Here is a 17,116-nt window from a genome sequence, read left to right on the forward strand (position 1 = left end):
TGTTATTCTACGTTCTGCACTTGCTCACGCATCTGATCAATGACCGCCTTCAGCTCCAACCCAACCGACGTCAGTTCGGCATGCTGGGATTTGGAGCACAACGTATTGGCCTCGCGATTGAATTCCTGGGTCAGGAAATCAAGTTTGCGCCCGACAGGGCCATCCTCGGCCAGCAATGTCCGCGCGGCAGTCACATGCGCGGCCAGCCTGTCGATCTCTTCTGTGATGTCGGCCTTGACTGCGATCAAAGCCAGTTCCTGAGCGACGCGTTCGGGGTCGGCATCCCGGGAATTATCCAAAACACGCGCAAGGTTGTCACGCAATGCTTGCGCCATGTCTTCCCGGCGTTTTTCGGCCAACCCGGCCGCCTGCTCGGTCAGGTCCGCAATGCGGTCCAGCTGAGATTGCAGGATATCTGCCAATGCCCGCCCTTCGGCTTGGCGCATGGTCAGGAAATCGGACAGCAGGCCGCCGAATTCGGTCTTCAGCTGCGCGACAATCGGCGCGGCATCATCCGCGTCAGAGCCGACCTCCATCATACCTTTCAACGACAAAAGGTCACTGGCGCGGGATTGAGCCAACGTCAGCCCCTGCGCGGTAGCCATAGATTCGGTCTGAGCTAAAGCCGCCAGCGCCGCGTCCATGGCAACAGTATTCAATCTTATATCCGAAGAGGTTTCTTCCCGGTTCACCCGCAGAGACAAGGTGACATTTCCCCGGCCGACGGCCTTTGACAGCTCGGACCGCAGCGCGGCTTCCAGCCCTGTCAGCCAATCGGGAACCCGCAGCCGCATGTCCAGGCCCTTGCCGTTGACGCTCCGCAGCTCCCACGTCCAGCTATGGGGGGCCAACGCGCCTTTGCCCGAGGCGAATCCGGTCATGGAGTTGATCATGCCTGCCCTTTCAATTCTGTCGCACGTTCCGCGCGCTTGCCGCACCTAATGCCATCGGCCGCCCCGGGGCAAGACCTTGCTTATTCCTGAATTCATCCGACGAAGTTAACCATTCGTTAAAGAATTCCTCCAAAATTGTCTTAACCCATGCCAATCTACCGGTCGCAACGGCTGGTGTATCGCTGTGCTGCCTATTACACGGCATTTTAGATAAATCGCGAGTGATTGATGTTAGGGTGATGAAAATGAAAACCTTTTTCGGGACTGGTTCCGGCTCAAGTTTTGGAAAGATCGTTGCAATGGATCGCTTTGATAGCGGGCGCAGCCTGTCCCCCATCCGCCAGGCCGAGGCATATTGGACCGCGCTTCTGACTGGCGACGGGGTGCCAATGCGGTCGCAGATTGACCCGCGCGGGCTGGAGAATATTCTGGAATATACATTTATTCTTGAGCGGATTGCGCCCGGTCTGGCGCGATTTCGGCTCGCGGGCAGCCACCTAAACAAGCTGGCAGGAATGGAAGTCCGTGGAATGCCGCTGACCTCTTTCTTCGAACCGGATGCGCGTGATGAAGTGACGACGCAGCTGGAACAGGTTTTTGCAGCACCCGCCGTTGCCGAGCTTGGCATGGTGTCCAAAGGCAAGCTGGGTCGCGCACGTCTACAGGCCCGTATGATCCTTCTTCCGTTGAAAAGCGACCTTGGTGACGTCAGCCGGGTTTTGGGTGTCATGATATGCGATGGTGTGATCGGAACAACGCCGAGACGTTTTGCAATCACCGACAACCGTGTGCGCAGCGTTGGTGACCTTCAACTTCCACCACAGGTTACCCCAGAACAGACGTTTGGCTTTGCAGAAGATCAAGAGCCGCTTCAACCACCCAAAAGCCATCTAAGGCTGGTGTCGTCTCGCGACGATTGAGCACGAGGGGGCAAAAAAAACGGCGGGCAAATGGCCCGCCGGTTTGGTTTTTGTTGATGCCGATCAGCTCGCAGCGCGTTTCTTCCGATCACGACGCAGGTTGGTCAGCTCTTCGGCAACCAGGAATGCCAGCTCCAGCGACTGCGTTGCGTTCAGGCGCGGGTCGCAGGCGGTGTGGTAACGATCAGACAGATCTTCCTCGGTCACGGCACGTACACCGCCGGTGCATTCGGTGACGTCCAGACCGGTCATCTCGAAATGCACGCCACCGGGAATGGTTCCTTCGGCCTGATGTACGCCAAAGAAGTCGCGCACCTCACGCAGAACGGATTCGAACGGACGTGTCTTGTAGCCCGTGGCCGATTTGATCGTGTTGCCATGCATAGGGTCACAGACCCAGGTGACCTTGGCGCCCTCTTCTTTCACAGCCTTGACCAAACGCGGCAGATGCTCGCCCGCTTTACCTGCGCCGAAACGTGCGATCAGGGTCAGACGGCCTTCTTCGTTTTCCGGGTTCAGTTTGGACATCAGAACCTTGAGGTCCTCGGCAGTCGTTGTCGGACCACATTTCAGGCCAATCGGGTTCAGCACGCCACGGCAGAATTCGACATGTGCGCCGTCCGGCTGACGCGTACGGTCGCCGATCCAGATCATATGACCTGAACCCGCAAGCCAATTGCCGGACGTTGAATCCAAACGCGTCAGTGCCTCTTCATATTCCAGCAGAAGGCTTTCGTGGCTGGTATAGAACTCAACGGTCGAGAATTCATGGGTGGTGTCAGCTGTAATGCCGGCCGCTTCCATAAAATCGATCGTGTCCTGAATCCGATCCGCAATCTCGGAGTATTTTTGAACGTCCTGCTCATCTGTGAATCCAAGAGTCCAGGAATGCACCCGGCTCATGTCGGCGAAACCACCGGTCGAGAAAGCGCGCAGCAGGTTCAGCGTCGCAGCCGCCTGTGTGTACGCCTGAAGCATTTTTTCAGGATTCGGAATCCTTGCCTCGGGCGTGAAAGCCAGTTCGTTGATAATATCGCCGCGATAGCTGGGCAGTTCCACGCCATCCAATACTTCTGTCGGCGCACTGCGCGGTTTTGCGAATTGCCCGGCCATGCGGCCGACTTTGACCACCGGCACCTTGGCGCCATAAGTCAGAACCATCGCCATTTGCAGCATCACCTTGAAAGTGTCACGGATTGCATCGGCGCTGAACTGATCAAAACTCTCCGCGCAATCGCCTCCCTGCAAAAGGAACGCTTCGCCACGACCGGCGGCACCCAGATGTTGCTTGAGGCGTCGCGCTTCACCCGCAAAAACCAGCGGGGGATACTGCGAAAGCTTTGCCTCAACCTTGGCCAGGGCGGCCGGGTCGGTATATTCGGGCATCTGAACACGGGGCTTGTTGCGCCAGTTCGATTTTTGCCACTCGGTCATTGCTCTGATCTCCGCTGAAGTATTTCAGAGCGTCTCTATACAAAATGCAATGAAGAGTGACCATATCCTTTTGCGCCTCTTGACGACGTAAACAAGCTTTGAGCATGGTGGCTGGCAATTCCGCCGTCTGTAAAAAGTCGGCAGGCACCGAATCAAGGACAGTTCGCCATGCAAGAGCAACGCCAAGTTGTCACTGTGGACAGCAATGCCACAAAGCCGAACAATTATGTTTTTGTTCTGCTGGACAAGTTTTCACTGCTGTCCTTTGCGTCAGCGCTGGATAGCCTGCGCATCGCCAACCGTATGTCTGATCGCGACCTGTATTCCTGGACGCTGGCCGGTGAAGGCGGTGAAACGGTCAAATGTTCGGCCGGGACAGAATTCAATCTTGATTGCGATTTGTCCGAGCTTCAGCGGGACGAAGTAATCCTTGTTTGCGGCGGCGTCGATGTCCAAGCAGCCACGACAAAACGCGTGCTTAACTGGTTGCGCCGTGAAGCGCGCAAAGGGCTGAAGATTGGCGGGCTGTGCACCGCGGCCTATACGCTAGCCAAAGCTGGTTTGCTGGATGGCAAGCGTGCGACGATTCATTGGGAAAACTCCGACAGTTTTGCCGAAGAATTCGACTCGGTCGAACTGACCAAGTCAGTATTTCTGATCGACGGAAACCGGATGACCACTGCAGGCGGAACGTCGTCTATTGATCTGATGCTCAAACTGATCGCCGCAGATTACGGTGAAGAGCTGGCAAATGCCGTTGCAGATCAGATGATCTATTCCTCGATCCGTACGGATCAGGACACTCAACGCCTGTCCACACCCACCCGGATCGGCGTGCGCCACCCCAAGCTGAGTCAGGTCATCCTGATGATGGAAAAGAACATCGAAGAGCCGATCTCGCCTTCGATTCTGGCCAAAGACGTCGGCATGTCAACGCGTCAGCTAGAACGTCTGTTCCGTCGTTACCTTAGCCGGTCGCCCAAGCGCTATTATATGGAGCTGCGTCTGCACAAAGCACGCAACCTGCTGATGCAGACGGATATGAGCGTGATTAACGTGGCGCTCGCCTGCGGATTTGCCAGCCCCTCGCATTTTTCGAAATGCTACCGGGCGCATTACAACACGACGCCCTATCGCGAGCGTGGCGCTCAAGGCGGAAGGCTGTCCGTTTAACGGGCAGGCGTCATCCTGTAGACCGCTTCATTTCCAACCGAGATGAACCAGATCGACCCGTCAGGCGCTTCGACGATATCCCGAACGCGCTCCGTCTCGGGCCCTTTGATCTGCTCGACTTCGCGCAGCGGAGAACCAGCCAGCCGCGCAATATAGTCGAATTTGAGCGACCCGACGAACAGATCACCTCTCCACTGCGGCCACAACTTTCCTGAATAGACCATCAACCCCGACGGAGCGATAGACGGGTCCCAGTAGTATTTGGGCTGCTCCATTCCCGGTCTGGACGTTCCTTCACCGATCTTTTTGCCCGAGTAGTGCGTACCGTACGAGATAACCGGCCAGCCGTAATTTGCGCCGGGCCGTACCAGATTGATTTCGTCCCCCCCTTTCGCACCATGTTCCGAAATCCAAAGCCGCCCTTGTGCATCGAAACCGGCGCCTTGCGCGTTTCGGTGTCCGTAGGACCAGATTTCGGGACGAACGGACGCTTCCCCTTTGAATGGGTTGTCGGTTGGCACTGTTCCGTCCCGATTGATACGAATAACCGTTCCCATATGGGTCAAGAGATCCTGCGCCGCGGGTCCGTCCCCCCTGTCCCCTATAGTCACGAACAAAGTACCATCCGTAGCCTCGACAACCCGCGAGCCAAAATGCCGACCCGATGAACCACCTGGTATTGCTTCGAAAATGACTCGTAAATTTGTCAGTCGCTTCCCATTTTCAGACAGGCGCGCCACGGCCACAGCTGTCCCCGCGCCACCTCGCTGCTTTTTCGAGAACGTCAGGAAAACTTCACGGCTTTGTGCGAAGTCACGCGCCACGGTGACGTCCAACAATCCACCCTGACCTGACGCTGCGACCTTTGGGGTACCTTTGACCCGGCTTACGTCCCCGTCGGCAACAAGAAGTAATTTGCCATCCCTCTCGGTCACCAGAAACGCACCGTCCGGCAAAATGCCGATAGCCCAGGGCGTATCCAGCCCACCGACAAGCTTAGTCAAAGTCACAGTGCCGACCGAGGTTTGTATCTGGTCTGCAGACGCGACACCTGATGTGAAGAGAAACACTAGAAAAACACCAAGCCTAAGCATCCGAAACCTCCGGTAATTTGGGTCGCCCACGTCTGAGCAAACAAGATAGCGTGGCCATGTGAAAGCCAACTTTTCGTTAGGACTTTTCTTTTCCGAATAGCTTGCCTAGGGTCGTGCCCAGAACGAATACGTTCCAATAAGGGAGTAACCATATGAAAAAGCTGCTTACAGCAACTGCAGCAACCGCTTTGCTGGCTGGTACCGCAATGGCCGAAGACGTGACACTGGGCGTTCTGTTTGGCTTCACCGGCCCAATCGAATCGCTGGCCCCGGCTATGGGTTCAGGTGCCGAGTTGGCAATGGCTGAGGTCACCGAATCCGGTAAACTACTGGACGGCGCCAAAGTCGCCGCATCGCGTGCCGACACCGGCTGCATCGACAACGGCCTGGCGACATCGAACGGCGAACGCATGATCGGTGAGGGCGTAGCCGGCATCATCGGCGGTGACTGCTCCGGCGTGACCGGTGCGATCCTGCAGAACGTGGCTATTCCGAACGGCATGGTCATGATCTCACCGTCGGCAACGTCGCCCGGCTTGTCGACCATGGAAGACAACGGCCTGTTCTTCCGCACTGCTCCGTCGGATGCGCGGGAAGGCGAAGTGATGGCCGACATCTTGAAGGACCGCGGCATCACCTCGATCGCGCTGACCTACACCAACAACGACTACGGCAAAGGTCTGGCCGATGCGATTCAGTCCTCGTTCGAAGCAGCAGGCGGTGAAGTGACCATCGTTGCCGCGCACGAAGACGGCAAAGCCGACTATTCGGCCGAAGTTGGTGCACTGGCATCGGCCGGTGGCGACATTCTGGTCGTTGCAGGTTATCTGGACCAAGGTGGCCTGGGCATCATCCAGTCGTCTCTGGACAGCGGCGCGTTCGACACGTTCGGCCTGCCAGGCGGTATGATCGGTGACTCGCTGCCCGCCAATGTCGGGCCCGACCTGAACGGTTCGTTCGGTCAGATCGCCGGTTCGGGCGGTGAAGGTGCCGAAAAGTACTTTGCCATGGCCGAGGCCGCGGGCTTTGACGGCTCATCGCCCTACTCGCCTGAGTCCTACGACGCAGCTGCTCTGTTCATGCTGGCCATGCAAGCCGCAGGGTCGACCAACCCGGCTGAATATGGCGCCAAGATCATGGACGTCGCCAACGCTCCGGGTGAGAAAATCTATCCTGGCGAGCTGGCCAAGGGTCTGGAACTGCTGGCCGCTGGTCAGGACATCGATTATGTCGGCGCGTCGGGCGTTGAGCTGATCGGCCCCGGTGAAAGCGCAGGTTCCTACCGCGAGATCGAGGTAACCGACGGCGAAAACAAGACCGTCAACTTCCGTTGATTTCGGCCTACAATCTATAAGACCAAGCAGCCCGGGCCTTGTGTCCGGGCTGTTTCAATGAAAAAAGGCCGCACCTCACCTTTTGGGGATAGGGAAGCAGAAACACCGACAAGGGTGGCTAGGGGAAAAGATGATCGTCGTCGAGGACGTGCACAAGCATTTCGGCGGGTTTCACGCGGTGGATGGGGCATCGCTGGAAATCCAAAAAGGTTCCATCACTGGCCTGATCGGGCCGAATGGGGCTGGAAAAACCACTCTGTTCAACGTGATCGCAGGTGTTCTACCGCCGACAAGCGGCAAAGTATTCATGGATGGCGAGGAAATCACCGGCCTGCCGCCTCATGATCTGTTTCACAAAGGCTTGCTGCGTACCTTCCAGATCGCGCATGAGTTCTCGTCGATGTCCTGCCGCGAAAACCTGATGATGGTGCCCGGCGCACAATCCGGGGAATCGCTGTGGAACACGTGGTTCGGACGCAAGCGCATCGCGGATGAAGAACGCGCGCTGAAGGCAAAGGCCGACGAGGTTCTGGAATTCCTGACCATCGAACATCTGGCCGATCACAAGGCCGGTCAGGTCTCGGGCGGTCAGAAAAAACTGCTGGAGCTTGGCCGCACAATGATGGTCGACGCCAAGATCGTATTTCTGGATGAGGTTGGCGCAGGTGTGAACCGCACCCTACTGATGACCATCGCCGACACGATCCTGCGCCTGAACAAGGAACGCGGCTATACTTTTGTCGTCATCGAACACGATATGGATTTCATCGGCAAAATCTGCGACCCGGTTATCTGCATGGCCGAGGGTAAGGTTCTGGCCGAGGGTACTCTGGACGAGATCAAAGCCAATGAACACGTGATCGAGGCCTATCTGGGCACCGGCCTGAAGAACAAGGACAAGCTGGAGGCCGGCGCATGAGCGACAACCCCTATCAGGACGATCACGGCAACAAAGACGCTTCGATCACCAACACTGCCGGCATTGGGACAATGACCCCGGCGCACAGGAAAAGCGGTGAAACCCATTATGTCGGCGGCGGCCCGTTTCTTATCGGTGACACCATGACCGGCGGATATGGTAAAGGCCCGGACATCCTGCATGACTGCACCATCGCCGTCGATAAAGGTGAGATCGCTGTAATCGTTGGTCCCAACGGTGCCGGTAAATCCACCGCGATGAAAGCTGTATTTGGAATGCTGGACGTCCGTGCTGGCGCTGTGCGGCTGGACGGCGAAGATATCACCAACCTATCGCCACAGGATCGCGTGATCAAAGGCATGGGCTTCGTGCCTCAGACCCAAAACATTTTCACCACGATGACGGTTGAGGAAAACCTCGAGATGGGAGCCTTCATCCGCCGCGACGACATCAGCCAGACGATGGAGCAGGTCTTTGACCTCTTCCCCATCCTGCGCGACAAACGCAATCAGGCCGCCGGAGAGCTGTCGGGCGGCCAACGCCAACAGGTCGCCGTGGGCCGCGCGCTGATGACCCAGCCCAAGGTGCTGATGCTGGACGAACCCACCGCCGGTGTCTCGCCCATCGTGATGGATGAGCTGTTCGACCGGATCATCGAGGTTTCGCGCACCGGCCTGCCGATCCTGATGGTCGAACAGAACGCCCGTCAGGCACTGGAGATCGCGGACAAAGGATATGTGCTGGTTCAGGGGCGGAATGCCTATACCGGCACGGGCAAGGAACTGCTGGCGGATCCTGAAGTGCGTAAGAGCTTCTTGGGGGGGTGAGTGCTGTGTTTACTCTTCAAAGCCTGAAACGCATGCTTTTTTTGACTGCCACAGGGTTCGGTTCGGCTAGCGTAGTCTATGCAGAAATCCTTCCTCAAGCTTTTTGCCGTATGAAAATGTGTGAAGTTCGTGCGCATTGCATTTCGAACAACTGTGACGCCGTCGAGTGTCTAGAGGGCGGCTTTAACATGGAGCTTTCTTCTGTTGGAAACCAATTAAACACTTTTTCTGTCGGGCCAGACAAGGACTCCAAACTTCCGTTAGCCGGCTTTGAGTTCGAACCGGAACTTTCGACAGATGGCAGACTTGTTGCAAGCCGTACCGACGACAGAGAAATGGCGATCATGCAGATCGAGTTGGACAAGGGTAAACCAACTGACGTCACTATCACAACGCAAACCAGAGGTGGGTTGGTCGACGTGTCGGTACTTCATGGCCACTGCGGAGAAAACAACTAATGGATTTCCTAAACGCCCTTGTGGCGCTCTCCAACTTCGTCCTTGTTCCCGCAATCGCCTATGGCAGCCAGTTGGCGCTGGGCGCTCTGGGGGTGACGCTGATCTATGGCATCCTGCGGTTCTCGAACTTTGCCCATGGCGACACGATGGCCTTTGGCGCAATGATCGCTGTTCTGGTCACGTGGGGCCTGCAAGCCGCGGGCGTCAGTTTTGGGCCGTTGCCGACCGCTCTGCTCGCCCTGCCCTTTGCCATTCTGGGCTGTATCGTTCTGGTGCTGATCACCGACAGGTTTGTCTACCGCTTTTACCGGGAACAGAAGGCCAAGCCGGTCATTCTGGTGATCGTTTCGATGGGCGTAATGTTCATCATGAACGGTCTGGTGCGATTCATCATTGGTCCTGATGATCAAAGGTTTTCAGACGGCGCACGTTTCCTGATTTCCGCAAGGGATTTCAAAGCGATGACTGGGCTGAGAGAGGGTCTGGCGATCAAAACCTCTCAGGGTATCACCGTGATCGTTGCCGTTGTCGCCGTAGCGCTACTGTTCTGGTTCCTCAACAAGACGCGCACCGGCAAATCGATGCGGGCCTATTCGGATAACGAGGATCTGGCACTTCTCTCTGGCATCAATCCTGAACGTGTGGTGATGATCACATGGATCATCGTCGCAGCCTTGGCCACGACGGCAGGCGTTCTTTACGGGCTGGACAAGAGTTTCAAACCCTTCGTCTATTTTCAACTTCTGCTACCCATCTTCGCGTCGGCCATCGTGGGTGGCCTCGGCAACCCCTTGGGTGCGATCGCGGGTGGGTTCATCATCGCCTTTTCCGAGGTCACAATCACCTATGCGTGGAAAAAGGTTCTCACCTATATGGCGCCAGAAAGCTTGGCCCCTTCGGGCTTGGTGCAGTTCCTCTCCACCGATTACAAATTCGCCGTCAGCTTTGTCATCTTGCTGATCGTGCTTTTGTTCAAACCAACGGGTCTGTTTAAGGGGAAAGCGGTATGAGCGAGTCTGTCAAAAACACGCTGCTTTTCGTTGTCGTTGGCTGTCTGATCCTACTGACGGGTTTCACACAAAGCTGGAACGCCGCGATCCTGATCCTGAACATGGGTTTGATATCGGCCATCATGGCGATCGGTGTTAACCTGCAATGGGGCTTCGCTGGACTATTCAACGTCGGTGTCATGGGCTTTGTTGCACTGGGCGGTCTTGCAGTTGTTTTGGTCTCAACCCCTCCGACGTCCGGAGCATGGTCCGCGGGTGGTTATGGGATTATTCTGGCTCTGTTAATGGGCGCGGCAACGGTGGTGGCAGCGGTTTTCGTCGCGCAGAAATTGCCAAAAGGGCGCACTCAAACCGTGTCGATCATCGGCATCCTGCTGGTTGGTTTCTTTGTCTATCGCGCAATCTTTGATCCAAACGCGGCTGCGGTTGAGGCGATTAACCCCGCAGTCGAAGGCAGCCTGGGAGGTCTTAACCTGCCCGTTCTGCTAGCCTGGCCGGCAGGCGGTTTGCTGGCAGCAGGTGCTGCCTGGCTGATCGGCAAAACGGCACTGGGGCTGCGTTCGGACTATCTGGCAATTGCAACGCTGGGCATTGCCGAGATCATCATAGCGATCATGAAAAACGAGGACTGGCTGGCCCGTGGCGTAAAGAATGTTTACGGTATTCCGCGCCCTGCCCCAGTCGTCGGCTACGAGGTCGAGCTTCAGAATGACCCCAGCTTTCTCGCCCGCGCCGAGTGGTTTGGGCTGGATCCAGTCACGGCCTCGACCCTGTCAGTCAAACTTGGCTATTCGCTGCTGTTCCTTGTTGTGCTTCTGGCACTGCTTTGGATGGCACAGATGGCGCTCAAAAGCCCCTGGGGCCGCATGATGCGCGCCATCCGGGACAATGAGGTCGCGGCCGAGGCGATGGGCAAGGATGTCACTCGCCGGCACCTGCAAATCTTTGTCTTGGGTTCAGCAGTCTGCGGGGTCGCAGGCGCGATGATGACCACACTGGACGGTCAGTTGACCCCCGGCGCGTACCAGCCATTGCGATTTACTTTCCTGGTCTGGGTCATGGTGATCGTCGGTGGCTCGGGCAACAACTTTGGCGCCGTACTGGGAGCGTTCCTGATCTGGTTCTTGTGGGTTCAGGTCGAACCCATCGGCCTGTGGCTGATGAACCTGATCACCGCCGGGATGCCGGATGGTAGCGCCCTGAAGGCGCATCTGATCGGCAGTGCCGCTCATATGAGGTTGTTCACGATGGGTTTGATCCTGCTGATTGTTCTCAGGTTCAGCCCTCGGGGCCTAATTCCTGAAAAGTAGGCGAAAACTCACTGAGAACTGTTGAACCGCGCCGTCATTCGGCGCGGTTTCTTGTTTCGATGGTCAAAAAAGAATAAACCGGGTTACCGCCACTCATCAATCCTGCGGTACCTGACGGGCGATTTCGGAGAGAGCCCGGGCAGATTGTAACTATCATTTTTGTTAATAAGAGTAACGAACCCCATGCCGACTTCACTCAAAACTACTGCAGCCATTGCTATCTTGGCGGCTGCACTTTCGGCCTGTGTGCCAACCCCGGAAGAACTGGAAACCACCCCTGTTCAGGTTCCGACAGAAAAGGGTGTAGTGACTTGCCAATTGTATCGGCAAGACCGTGTCTCGTGGGATCGCGCAATAGACTTTCCCGCCACCAAAATGTCAGTGCCCGAAGCAGACAATTACTGCAAACAAGAGGGGCTGCGCCGACTGAATCAGTGATGGCTCAGGCGCCCAATTACGTAGTAACCGGGCGCTTCTTAACTTTCATCGGCTCCGGAACAACCCGCCCAATATGCCGCGAACGATGCGGCGGCCGGTTGTGCCCTTTAGCTCTTTGATAACCGCCTCACTCATGGCGGTTGCAAACGTGTCCTGCTTGCGCGTGACACGGGAAGAAGATCTTCCGACACGGTTGCCGGAATACCGGCGCGCCGAGGCGTATTCGCGTTCCATGGGTGTCTGCTGCTCGATAACGTCATCAGACTCCGCGGCGGCAGCTTCTTGAGCGGCTGCATTTGCACGCGCTTGAAGGATTTCAAAGGCCGATTTCCGATCGGTGGCGTCGTTGTATTTTGAAGCCATCGGCGAGGCTTTCATAACCGCCTGACGCTCGGCTTTGTTTATCGGCCCCAGCTGAGACCCAGGAGGGCGGATCAGTGTCCGCTCGACTACTCCTGGGACGCCTTTCTTTTGCAACATCGAGGTTACGGCCTCACCTACGCCGACCTCGCGAATGGCCGTTTCCGTATCAAACTCCGGGTTTTCACGGTAGGTTTCAGCTGCCAGTCGCAGGTTCTTGCGGTCGCGAGCAGTGAAGGCACGTAAAGCGTGTTGAACGCGGTTGCCAAGCTGACCCAGAATATCCTCGGGGATGTCCGCCGGGTGCTGAGAGATAAAGTACACACCCACACCCTTGGATCGGATCAACCGCGCGACCTGTTCGACCTTGTCGACCAGGACTTTGGGGGCGTCGTCGAACAGCAGGTGCGCCTCGTCAAAAAAGAATACCAACTTGGGTTTGTCCGGGTCGCCAACCTCGGGCAGTTCTTCGAACAACTCGCTCAGCAACCACAGCAGGAACGTCGCATAAAGCCGAGGTGCGCCCATCAGCTTGTCAGAGGCGAGAATGTTGACCATCCCCTGCCCGTTCTCGTCGGTTCGCATCAGATCGGAAAGGTCCAGCGCAGGTTCACCAAACAGGTTTGTGCCGCCCTGATTTTCCAAAACGAGCAAACGACGCTGAATAGCACCGATTGACGCCGTCGACACATTGCCATAACGCAAAGACAACTGCGCGCGGTTTTCACCAATCCAGACCAACAGCGCTTGAAGGTCCTTGAGGTCCAGCAGCGGCATCCCCTCTTCATCCGCGACCCGAAACGCAATGTTCAGAATACCTTCCTGTGCTTCACTCAGCTCCATCAGCCGCGATAGCAGCAACGGCCCCATTTCGGTCACCGTAGTGCGAACCGGATGACCCTGCTCGCCGAACAAGTCCCAGAAAGTGACTGGACAGGCGGCATAGGAGAAGTCGTCGAACCCGATGCGAGTTGCGCGCTCTTGAAAAGCCTTATGCAGTTTGTGATCTTCGCTACCCGGCAGGGCCAACCCGGACAAATCCCCTTTGACGTCGGACAAAAACACTGGGACTCCAGCTTTTGAGAAGCCCTCGGCCAGGATTTGCAACGTGACGGTTTTGCCAGTGCCGGTCGCGCCCGCAATCAGCCCGTGGCGGTTGGCGTACTTCAAAGCCAAACCCTGCGCCTGCCCGTAGTCCGGACCCGCGCCGCCGATGAAAATTTTGTCGCTCATAGAAAAACTGCCCCAAACTCTAACGATCTGGGCCAAGCATACAAAGTTAACCTTTGGCTGCGATAGTCATTTTGGTTTCTTTGCGAAGATATCCGTAAGGGAACAAACTTCCTCCCTGTTGACTGGCCGTGCCTTTGGGCACGGCTTTTTTTTTCGGACTCTCCCAATCAAACTTTTTAAAAAGCGGGACAAATTTTTGCGGATAGCTGTTGACCGTTGGGTTTCGCTCTCGTAACGTTTGCGCATAACTAAGTCGGCCAGTCCGACGGGGAGAAAAATTCAAGAAGGGAGCCGCTCCACCGGCTCCCTTTTCCGTTGGTATCACATGCAATTGCGACCAGTGCTTCGGCGGAAATCTGTTATTTTCAGGCACGGATACCGGTTTAAACCTGACACTACGGTTCCTTGGTGATAGAGGGAACAAAAAGCTGGATCAGCATTACGAGGCATTCATGATCAGGAAACTAGTCCCATTCACATTTGCGGCTGCAGCTCTGCTGAGCGGCGCGGCCTACGCGCAGGACACATCAGAGGCGCAAACCGACCAGTCGCAAGTCGGAAGTGACCTGGATCTCGGCGAATCCGGCCCCCGTATTGGCGAACAATACATCAAGGAAGAAAGCGGCGAGTGGGGGATCTCGTGCATCAAGTCTGAAGATGATGTTGATCCTTGCGCCATGGTTCAGATTCTGAAGGGCGCCCAGGGCGATCCGATTGCGGAAGTCACCGTTGGTAAACTGCCCGAAGGCGGCGCCGCTGTTGCATGGGCGAACGTGGTCGTACCGTTGGAAACCCTATTACAAGCCCAGCTTGCGATTTCCATCGATGGCGCGCCGCGGAAGCTCTACAACTATCACCACTGCATGCCAGTTGGCTGCATAGCGCAGTTGGGTCTCACTCAAGGCGACATCGATGCTATGAAATCAGGTTCGAAGGCCGTTCTGTCGCTGGTCCCCGCACGCGCGCCCAACCAGGTTCTGAACATGGAGATGTCCCTGAGTGGTTTCACGTCGGCCTTTGATGGCCTGACGCCGTCCGTAAACTAAAAAATTACGACGAGCTCAATAAATTGCCGCCGTGTTTGCACGGCGGCTTTTTTATACGCGCTTCAACGCCAGAACGGCGTTCAGCCCGCCAAACGCAAACGCGTTACTAAGAGCGACATCTACTTTTGCCTCACGCGCCTCATTCGGGACTACGTCCAGGGCGCATTCCGGGTCGGGTTCTTCATACCCGATGGTTGGAGCAATGACGCCGTCGCGCAGCGCCATGATGCAAGCCAACAACTCGACCGCACCGGTGCCGCCGATTAGGTGCCCATGCATGGACTTGGTGGACGAGATCATTAGCTCATCTGCATGTGGACCAAAAACATCTGCAACGGCAGCACATTCGGTTTTGTCATTAGCCGCGGTACCAGTGCCATGTGCATTGATATAACCCACATCGCTAGCATCCAGTTTGGCGTCCGCTAGGGCACCCGACATAGCGCGTGAGGCACCTTGTTTACTGGGCATCACGATATCGGCGGCATCCGACGACATCGCAAAACCAACAACTTCACACAGAATGTCGGCACCGCGTGCGCGCGCGTGCTCGTACTCCTCGAACACAAACGCGCCTGCGCCTTCGCCCTGAACCATACCGTTACGGTTGGCGCTGAAAGGGCGGCAGGCGTCCTTGGACATGACCCGCAAGCCTTCCCACGCTTTGACACCGCCAAAACACAGCATGGACTCTGATCCGCCTGTAATCATTGCAGGGGCCGCACCACTGCGTACCATCTGAAAGGCCAACGCCATCGCGTGGTTTGACGAGGCACAGGCAGTGGACACCGTGAAACTGGGGCCTTTGAGATTGTGTTCCATCGACACATGGCTCGCTGCCGCATTGTTCATCAGTTTGGGCACGACGAATGGATGCACTCGATTTTTGCCGTCCTCATACACCGAACGGTAGTTGTCATCCCATGTTGACACGCCACCACCGGCCGTTCCCAGTACAACCCCGGAACGCGCGGCCAGATCGCCGTGAAAAGCAATGCCGGACTGGTCGATCGCCTCTTTTGCAGCTGTCAGGGTGAACTGAGTAAACCGATCATAGAGTGTCATCTGTTGGCGGTTGAACCGACCTTCGGCCTCGAACCCCCGCACCTGACCACCAATCTTGATGGACAGACGTTCGACATCGCGAAACTCGAGATCCGAGATGCCGCAGCGCCCCTCACGCATGGCTTCAAGAGTATCGGGAACAGAATGGCCCAGCGAGTTGATTGTGCCCGCACCCGTAATGACAACGCGTTTCATACCGGCTGTCAGGCCTTTTCCGATACGAGTTTTTCTATACCCGCGATGATTGCAGCCACGTTCGATATATCGAAATCGCTGGCCGTGGGTTCGTTTGCGTTGAAAGGCACCGTGATGTCGAATTCCTCTTCGATGGCAAAAATGCTCTCGACCAGCCCTAGGCTGTCAATACCCAAGTCCTCCAACGTGCTGTCGGGCGTCACATCCGATGGCTCCAACACGGCCTGCTCGGCAATGATTGCGATGACGCGGTCGCTGATGCTCATGTCGATCCCCTGAGTTTCGCGTTGCGGATGATTTAATCGCTCGTGGGCTGTTTGAAAACAGCCTTTTTCAACGCCTCGACGTCACGCGCTATACGTGGAAGACGACGCTGCGCCTTGTAGATATCCGTATGGCTTTCCATTTTAATGCCGGGATATCCCATGAGTACGCGACCTGCGGGTACGTTGGACAGGATTTTCGTCCCACCGCCCGAAATCACGCCGTCTCCGATGAAGATGTTGTCGACGACACCGGTTTGCCCGCCCAACACCACGTTGTTGCCAATCTCAACCGAGCCGGACACACCGGTTTGGCCGCACAGCAAACAATCCTGCCCTACCCGAGTGTTATGTCCGACATGGACAAGGTTATCGAGCTTCGAGCCGTTGCCAATAACGGTGTTGCGGATCGTTCCATTGTCGACCGTGCAATTGGCGCCGACCTCGACATCGTCACCGATTTCGACGGCACCTAAAGAGTGGATTCGCAACCAGTTCTGGGCTTTGGCATCGCCTGTATCACCCAAGGTTTTACGCGCATTCTCGGCACCGGAAACCTCGGGCGTGACAAAGCTAAATCCGTCCCCGCCAATCCGTGCGCCGGGTTGCGCAATGAAGCGATCACCAATGACAGTGCGCGCGCCGATGCTGACCATCTCGCGCAGCATAGCGTTTTTGCCCAGGGTAGCATCAATGCCTATCACGCAATGCGCCCCAATCACGGAGCCCGAACCGATTTGCGCCCGTGCACCGACGACCGCAAGCGGGCCAATGGAGACGTCCGCTCCGATTTCGGCAGTCGGATCCACAACGGCCGAAGGGTGTGTGCCTGGCTGAACCCCCTGACCGCGATCCAGAATCGAGGTGATACCGGCCATTGCCATCCGCGGACGTCCGACAAAGATCGCCGCTTCAAGTCCCAATGCCTGCCAATCTGCGCCCTCCCATAGTACGGCAGCGCGAGCCGAACCTGATGCCAGAGATTCTGCATATTTTGGCGACATCGCCATGGCCAAATCAGTGGGCCCGGCATCTCCGGGCTCGGCGGCGCGCAAAACAGTCAGACTGGTCTGACCCGCGGCTTCGGCACCCAAAGCCTGAGCGATCTGTTCAATGGTGTGCTGCATCGTGGGCTTCCTTGTGG

17 protein-coding genes are annotated in these 17,116 nt (G+C 56.6%); 10 read left to right on the forward strand and 7 right to left on the reverse strand.

Annotated elements, in window-relative coordinates; translation table 11 throughout:
• Positions 1-2 precede the first annotated feature (2 nt).
• The gene (locus tag AC2TDA_RS11600; RefSeq protein ID WP_480879347.1) at positions 3-893 is read right to left on the reverse strand and encodes a YicC/YloC family endoribonuclease; all 891 of its coding nucleotides are present in this window, start codon (positions 891-893) and stop codon (positions 3-5) included.
• A 245-nt stretch (positions 894-1,138) separates the two neighbouring features.
• Between AC2TDA_RS11600 and AC2TDA_RS11605 the strand changes: the two genes are divergently transcribed.
• The gene (locus AC2TDA_RS11605; RefSeq protein ID WP_480879348.1) at positions 1,139-1,813 is read left to right on the forward strand and encodes a PAS domain-containing protein; all 675 of its coding nucleotides are present in this window, start codon (positions 1,139-1,141) and stop codon (positions 1,811-1,813) included.
• A 63-nt stretch (positions 1,814-1,876) separates the two neighbouring features.
• Here AC2TDA_RS11605 and AC2TDA_RS11610 read toward each other — a convergent pair whose 3' ends face one another.
• A complete protein-coding gene (locus AC2TDA_RS11610) occupies positions 1,877-3,247 on the reverse strand; it encodes a class II 3-deoxy-7-phosphoheptulonate synthase (RefSeq protein ID WP_480879349.1) in 1,371 nt (456 codons plus the stop codon).
• Positions 3,248-3,415: 168 nt separating this feature from the next.
• On the opposite strand from AC2TDA_RS11610, the gene AC2TDA_RS11615 reads away from it, so the two are divergent.
• Positions 3,416-4,420, forward strand: a complete 1,005-nt coding sequence (locus tag AC2TDA_RS11615) for a GlxA family transcriptional regulator (RefSeq protein ID WP_480847908.1) — start codon at positions 3,416-3,418, stop codon at positions 4,418-4,420.
• Here AC2TDA_RS11615 and AC2TDA_RS11620 read toward each other — a convergent pair.
• Positions 4,417-5,514, reverse strand: a complete 1,098-nt coding sequence (locus AC2TDA_RS11620; RefSeq protein ID WP_480847909.1) for a PQQ-dependent sugar dehydrogenase — start codon at positions 5,512-5,514, stop codon at positions 4,417-4,419. The two genes, AC2TDA_RS11615 and AC2TDA_RS11620, sit on opposite strands and share 4 nt — an antisense overlap.
• 152 nt (positions 5,515-5,666) lie before the next feature.
• Between AC2TDA_RS11620 and AC2TDA_RS11625 the strand changes: the two genes are divergently transcribed.
• The 7 genes from AC2TDA_RS11625 (at position 5,667) to AC2TDA_RS11655 (ending at position 11,810) form a co-directional block, all read left to right on the forward strand.
• The gene (locus AC2TDA_RS11625; protein WP_480879350.1) at positions 5,667-6,848 is read left to right on the forward strand and encodes an ABC transporter substrate-binding protein; all 1,182 of its coding nucleotides are present in this window, start codon (positions 5,667-5,669) and stop codon (positions 6,846-6,848) included.
• A 130-nt stretch (positions 6,849-6,978) separates the two neighbouring features.
• Positions 6,979-7,767 carry an ABC transporter ATP-binding protein gene (locus AC2TDA_RS11630; RefSeq protein ID WP_170413254.1) on the forward strand — a complete coding sequence of 263 codons (789 nt, stop codon included), beginning with the start codon at positions 6,979-6,981 and terminating at the stop codon, positions 7,765-7,767.
• A complete protein-coding gene (locus AC2TDA_RS11635; protein WP_480847911.1) occupies positions 7,764-8,594 on the forward strand; it encodes an ABC transporter ATP-binding protein in 831 nt (276 codons plus the stop codon). Before AC2TDA_RS11630 ends, AC2TDA_RS11635 begins: the two co-directional genes overlap by 4 nt.
• A 5-nt stretch (positions 8,595-8,599) precedes the next feature.
• Positions 8,600-9,052: a hypothetical protein gene (locus AC2TDA_RS11640; RefSeq protein WP_480879351.1), complete on the forward strand. Its 453-nt coding sequence runs from the start codon at positions 8,600-8,602 to the stop codon at positions 9,050-9,052.
• Positions 9,052-10,062: a branched-chain amino acid ABC transporter permease gene (locus AC2TDA_RS11645; protein WP_480847913.1), complete on the forward strand. Its 1,011-nt coding sequence runs from the start codon at positions 9,052-9,054 to the stop codon at positions 10,060-10,062. The genes AC2TDA_RS11640 and AC2TDA_RS11645 overlap by 1 nt, the downstream gene beginning before the upstream one ends.
• On the forward strand, positions 10,059-11,372 hold the full coding sequence (locus tag AC2TDA_RS11650) for a branched-chain amino acid ABC transporter permease (RefSeq protein WP_480879352.1): 1,314 nt from the start codon (positions 10,059-10,061) through the stop codon (positions 11,370-11,372). The genes AC2TDA_RS11645 and AC2TDA_RS11650 overlap by 4 nt, the downstream gene beginning before the upstream one ends.
• Before the next feature lie 183 nt (positions 11,373-11,555).
• Positions 11,556-11,810: a hypothetical protein gene (locus AC2TDA_RS11655; protein ID WP_480879353.1), complete on the forward strand. Its 255-nt coding sequence runs from the start codon at positions 11,556-11,558 to the stop codon at positions 11,808-11,810.
• Positions 11,811-11,855: 45 nt separating this feature from the next.
• On the opposite strand, the gene AC2TDA_RS11660 is transcribed toward AC2TDA_RS11655, so the two are convergent.
• On the reverse strand, positions 11,856-13,403 hold the full coding sequence (locus AC2TDA_RS11660) for a helicase HerA-like domain-containing protein (RefSeq protein ID WP_480879354.1): 1,548 nt from the start codon (positions 13,401-13,403) through the stop codon (positions 11,856-11,858).
• Between the two features lie 452 nt (positions 13,404-13,855).
• Here AC2TDA_RS11660 and AC2TDA_RS11665 point away from each other — a divergent pair, with 452 nt between their 5' ends.
• Positions 13,856-14,449, forward strand: a complete 594-nt coding sequence (locus AC2TDA_RS11665) for an invasion associated locus B family protein (protein ID WP_480879355.1) — start codon at positions 13,856-13,858, stop codon at positions 14,447-14,449.
• A gap of 51 nt (positions 14,450-14,500) precedes the next feature.
• Here AC2TDA_RS11665 and AC2TDA_RS11670 read toward each other — a convergent pair whose 3' ends face one another.
• Genes AC2TDA_RS11670 through AC2TDA_RS11680 form a run of 3 tightly spaced genes read right to left on the reverse strand, consistent with a single transcriptional unit; the run spans position 14,501 to position 17,099 of the window.
• Complete coding sequence (locus AC2TDA_RS11670; protein ID WP_480879356.1) at positions 14,501-15,709, reverse strand: beta-ketoacyl-[acyl-carrier-protein] synthase family protein; 1,209 nt, start codon at positions 15,707-15,709, stop codon at positions 14,501-14,503.
• A gap of 8 nt (positions 15,710-15,717) precedes the next feature.
• Positions 15,718-15,975: an acyl carrier protein gene (locus tag AC2TDA_RS11675; protein WP_480847918.1), complete on the reverse strand. Its 258-nt coding sequence runs from the start codon at positions 15,973-15,975 to the stop codon at positions 15,718-15,720.
• A 32-nt stretch (positions 15,976-16,007) separates the two neighbouring features.
• Complete coding sequence (locus tag AC2TDA_RS11680; protein WP_480879357.1) at positions 16,008-17,099, reverse strand: UDP-3-O-(3-hydroxymyristoyl)glucosamine N-acyltransferase; 1,092 nt, start codon at positions 17,097-17,099, stop codon at positions 16,008-16,010.
• Positions 17,100-17,116 lie beyond the last annotated feature (17 nt).

Source organism: Ruegeria sp. HKCCD6426, from assembly GCF_057221115.1.

Excerpts from the sequence above, each read along its gene's own strand:
- AC2TDA_RS11620 (WP_480847909.1), bottom strand. The coding sequence starts at position 5,514 with ATGCTTAGGCTTGGTGTTTTTCTAGTGTTTCTCTTCACATCAGGTGTC.
- AC2TDA_RS11630 (WP_170413254.1), top strand. The coding sequence starts at position 6,979 with ATGATCGTCGTCGAGGACGTGCACAAGCATTTCGGCGGGTTTCACGCG.
- AC2TDA_RS11645 (WP_480847913.1), top strand. The coding sequence starts at position 9,052 with ATGGATTTCCTAAACGCCCTTGTGGCGCTCTCCAACTTCGTCCTTGTT.
- AC2TDA_RS11600 (WP_480879347.1), bottom strand. The coding sequence starts at position 893 with ATGATCAACTCCATGACCGGATTCGCCTCGGGCAAAGGCGCGTTGGCC.
- AC2TDA_RS11635 (WP_480847911.1), top strand. The coding sequence starts at position 7,764 with ATGAGCGACAACCCCTATCAGGACGATCACGGCAACAAAGACGCTTCG.
- AC2TDA_RS11680 (WP_480879357.1), bottom strand. The coding sequence starts at position 17,099 with ATGCAGCACACCATTGAACAGATCGCTCAGGCTTTGGGTGCCGAAGCC.
- AC2TDA_RS11670 (WP_480879356.1), bottom strand. The coding sequence starts at position 15,709 with ATGAAACGCGTTGTCATTACGGGTGCGGGCACAATCAACTCGCTGGGC.
- AC2TDA_RS11605 (WP_480879348.1), top strand. The coding sequence starts at position 1,139 with ATGAAAACCTTTTTCGGGACTGGTTCCGGCTCAAGTTTTGGAAAGATC.
- AC2TDA_RS11675 (WP_480847918.1), bottom strand. The coding sequence starts at position 15,975 with ATGAGCATCAGCGACCGCGTCATCGCAATCATTGCCGAGCAGGCCGTG.
- AC2TDA_RS11660 (WP_480879354.1), bottom strand. The coding sequence starts at position 13,403 with ATGAGCGACAAAATTTTCATCGGCGGCGCGGGTCCGGACTACGGGCAG.
- AC2TDA_RS11610 (WP_480879349.1), bottom strand. The coding sequence starts at position 3,247 with ATGACCGAGTGGCAAAAATCGAACTGGCGCAACAAGCCCCGTGTTCAG.
- AC2TDA_RS11665 (WP_480879355.1), top strand. The coding sequence starts at position 13,856 with ATGATCAGGAAACTAGTCCCATTCACATTTGCGGCTGCAGCTCTGCTG.
- AC2TDA_RS11625 (WP_480879350.1), top strand. The coding sequence starts at position 5,667 with ATGAAAAAGCTGCTTACAGCAACTGCAGCAACCGCTTTGCTGGCTGGT.
- AC2TDA_RS11650 (WP_480879352.1), top strand. The coding sequence starts at position 10,059 with ATGAGCGAGTCTGTCAAAAACACGCTGCTTTTCGTTGTCGTTGGCTGT.
- AC2TDA_RS11615 (WP_480847908.1), top strand. The coding sequence starts at position 3,416 with ATGCAAGAGCAACGCCAAGTTGTCACTGTGGACAGCAATGCCACAAAG.
- AC2TDA_RS11655 (WP_480879353.1), top strand. The coding sequence starts at position 11,556 with ATGCCGACTTCACTCAAAACTACTGCAGCCATTGCTATCTTGGCGGCT.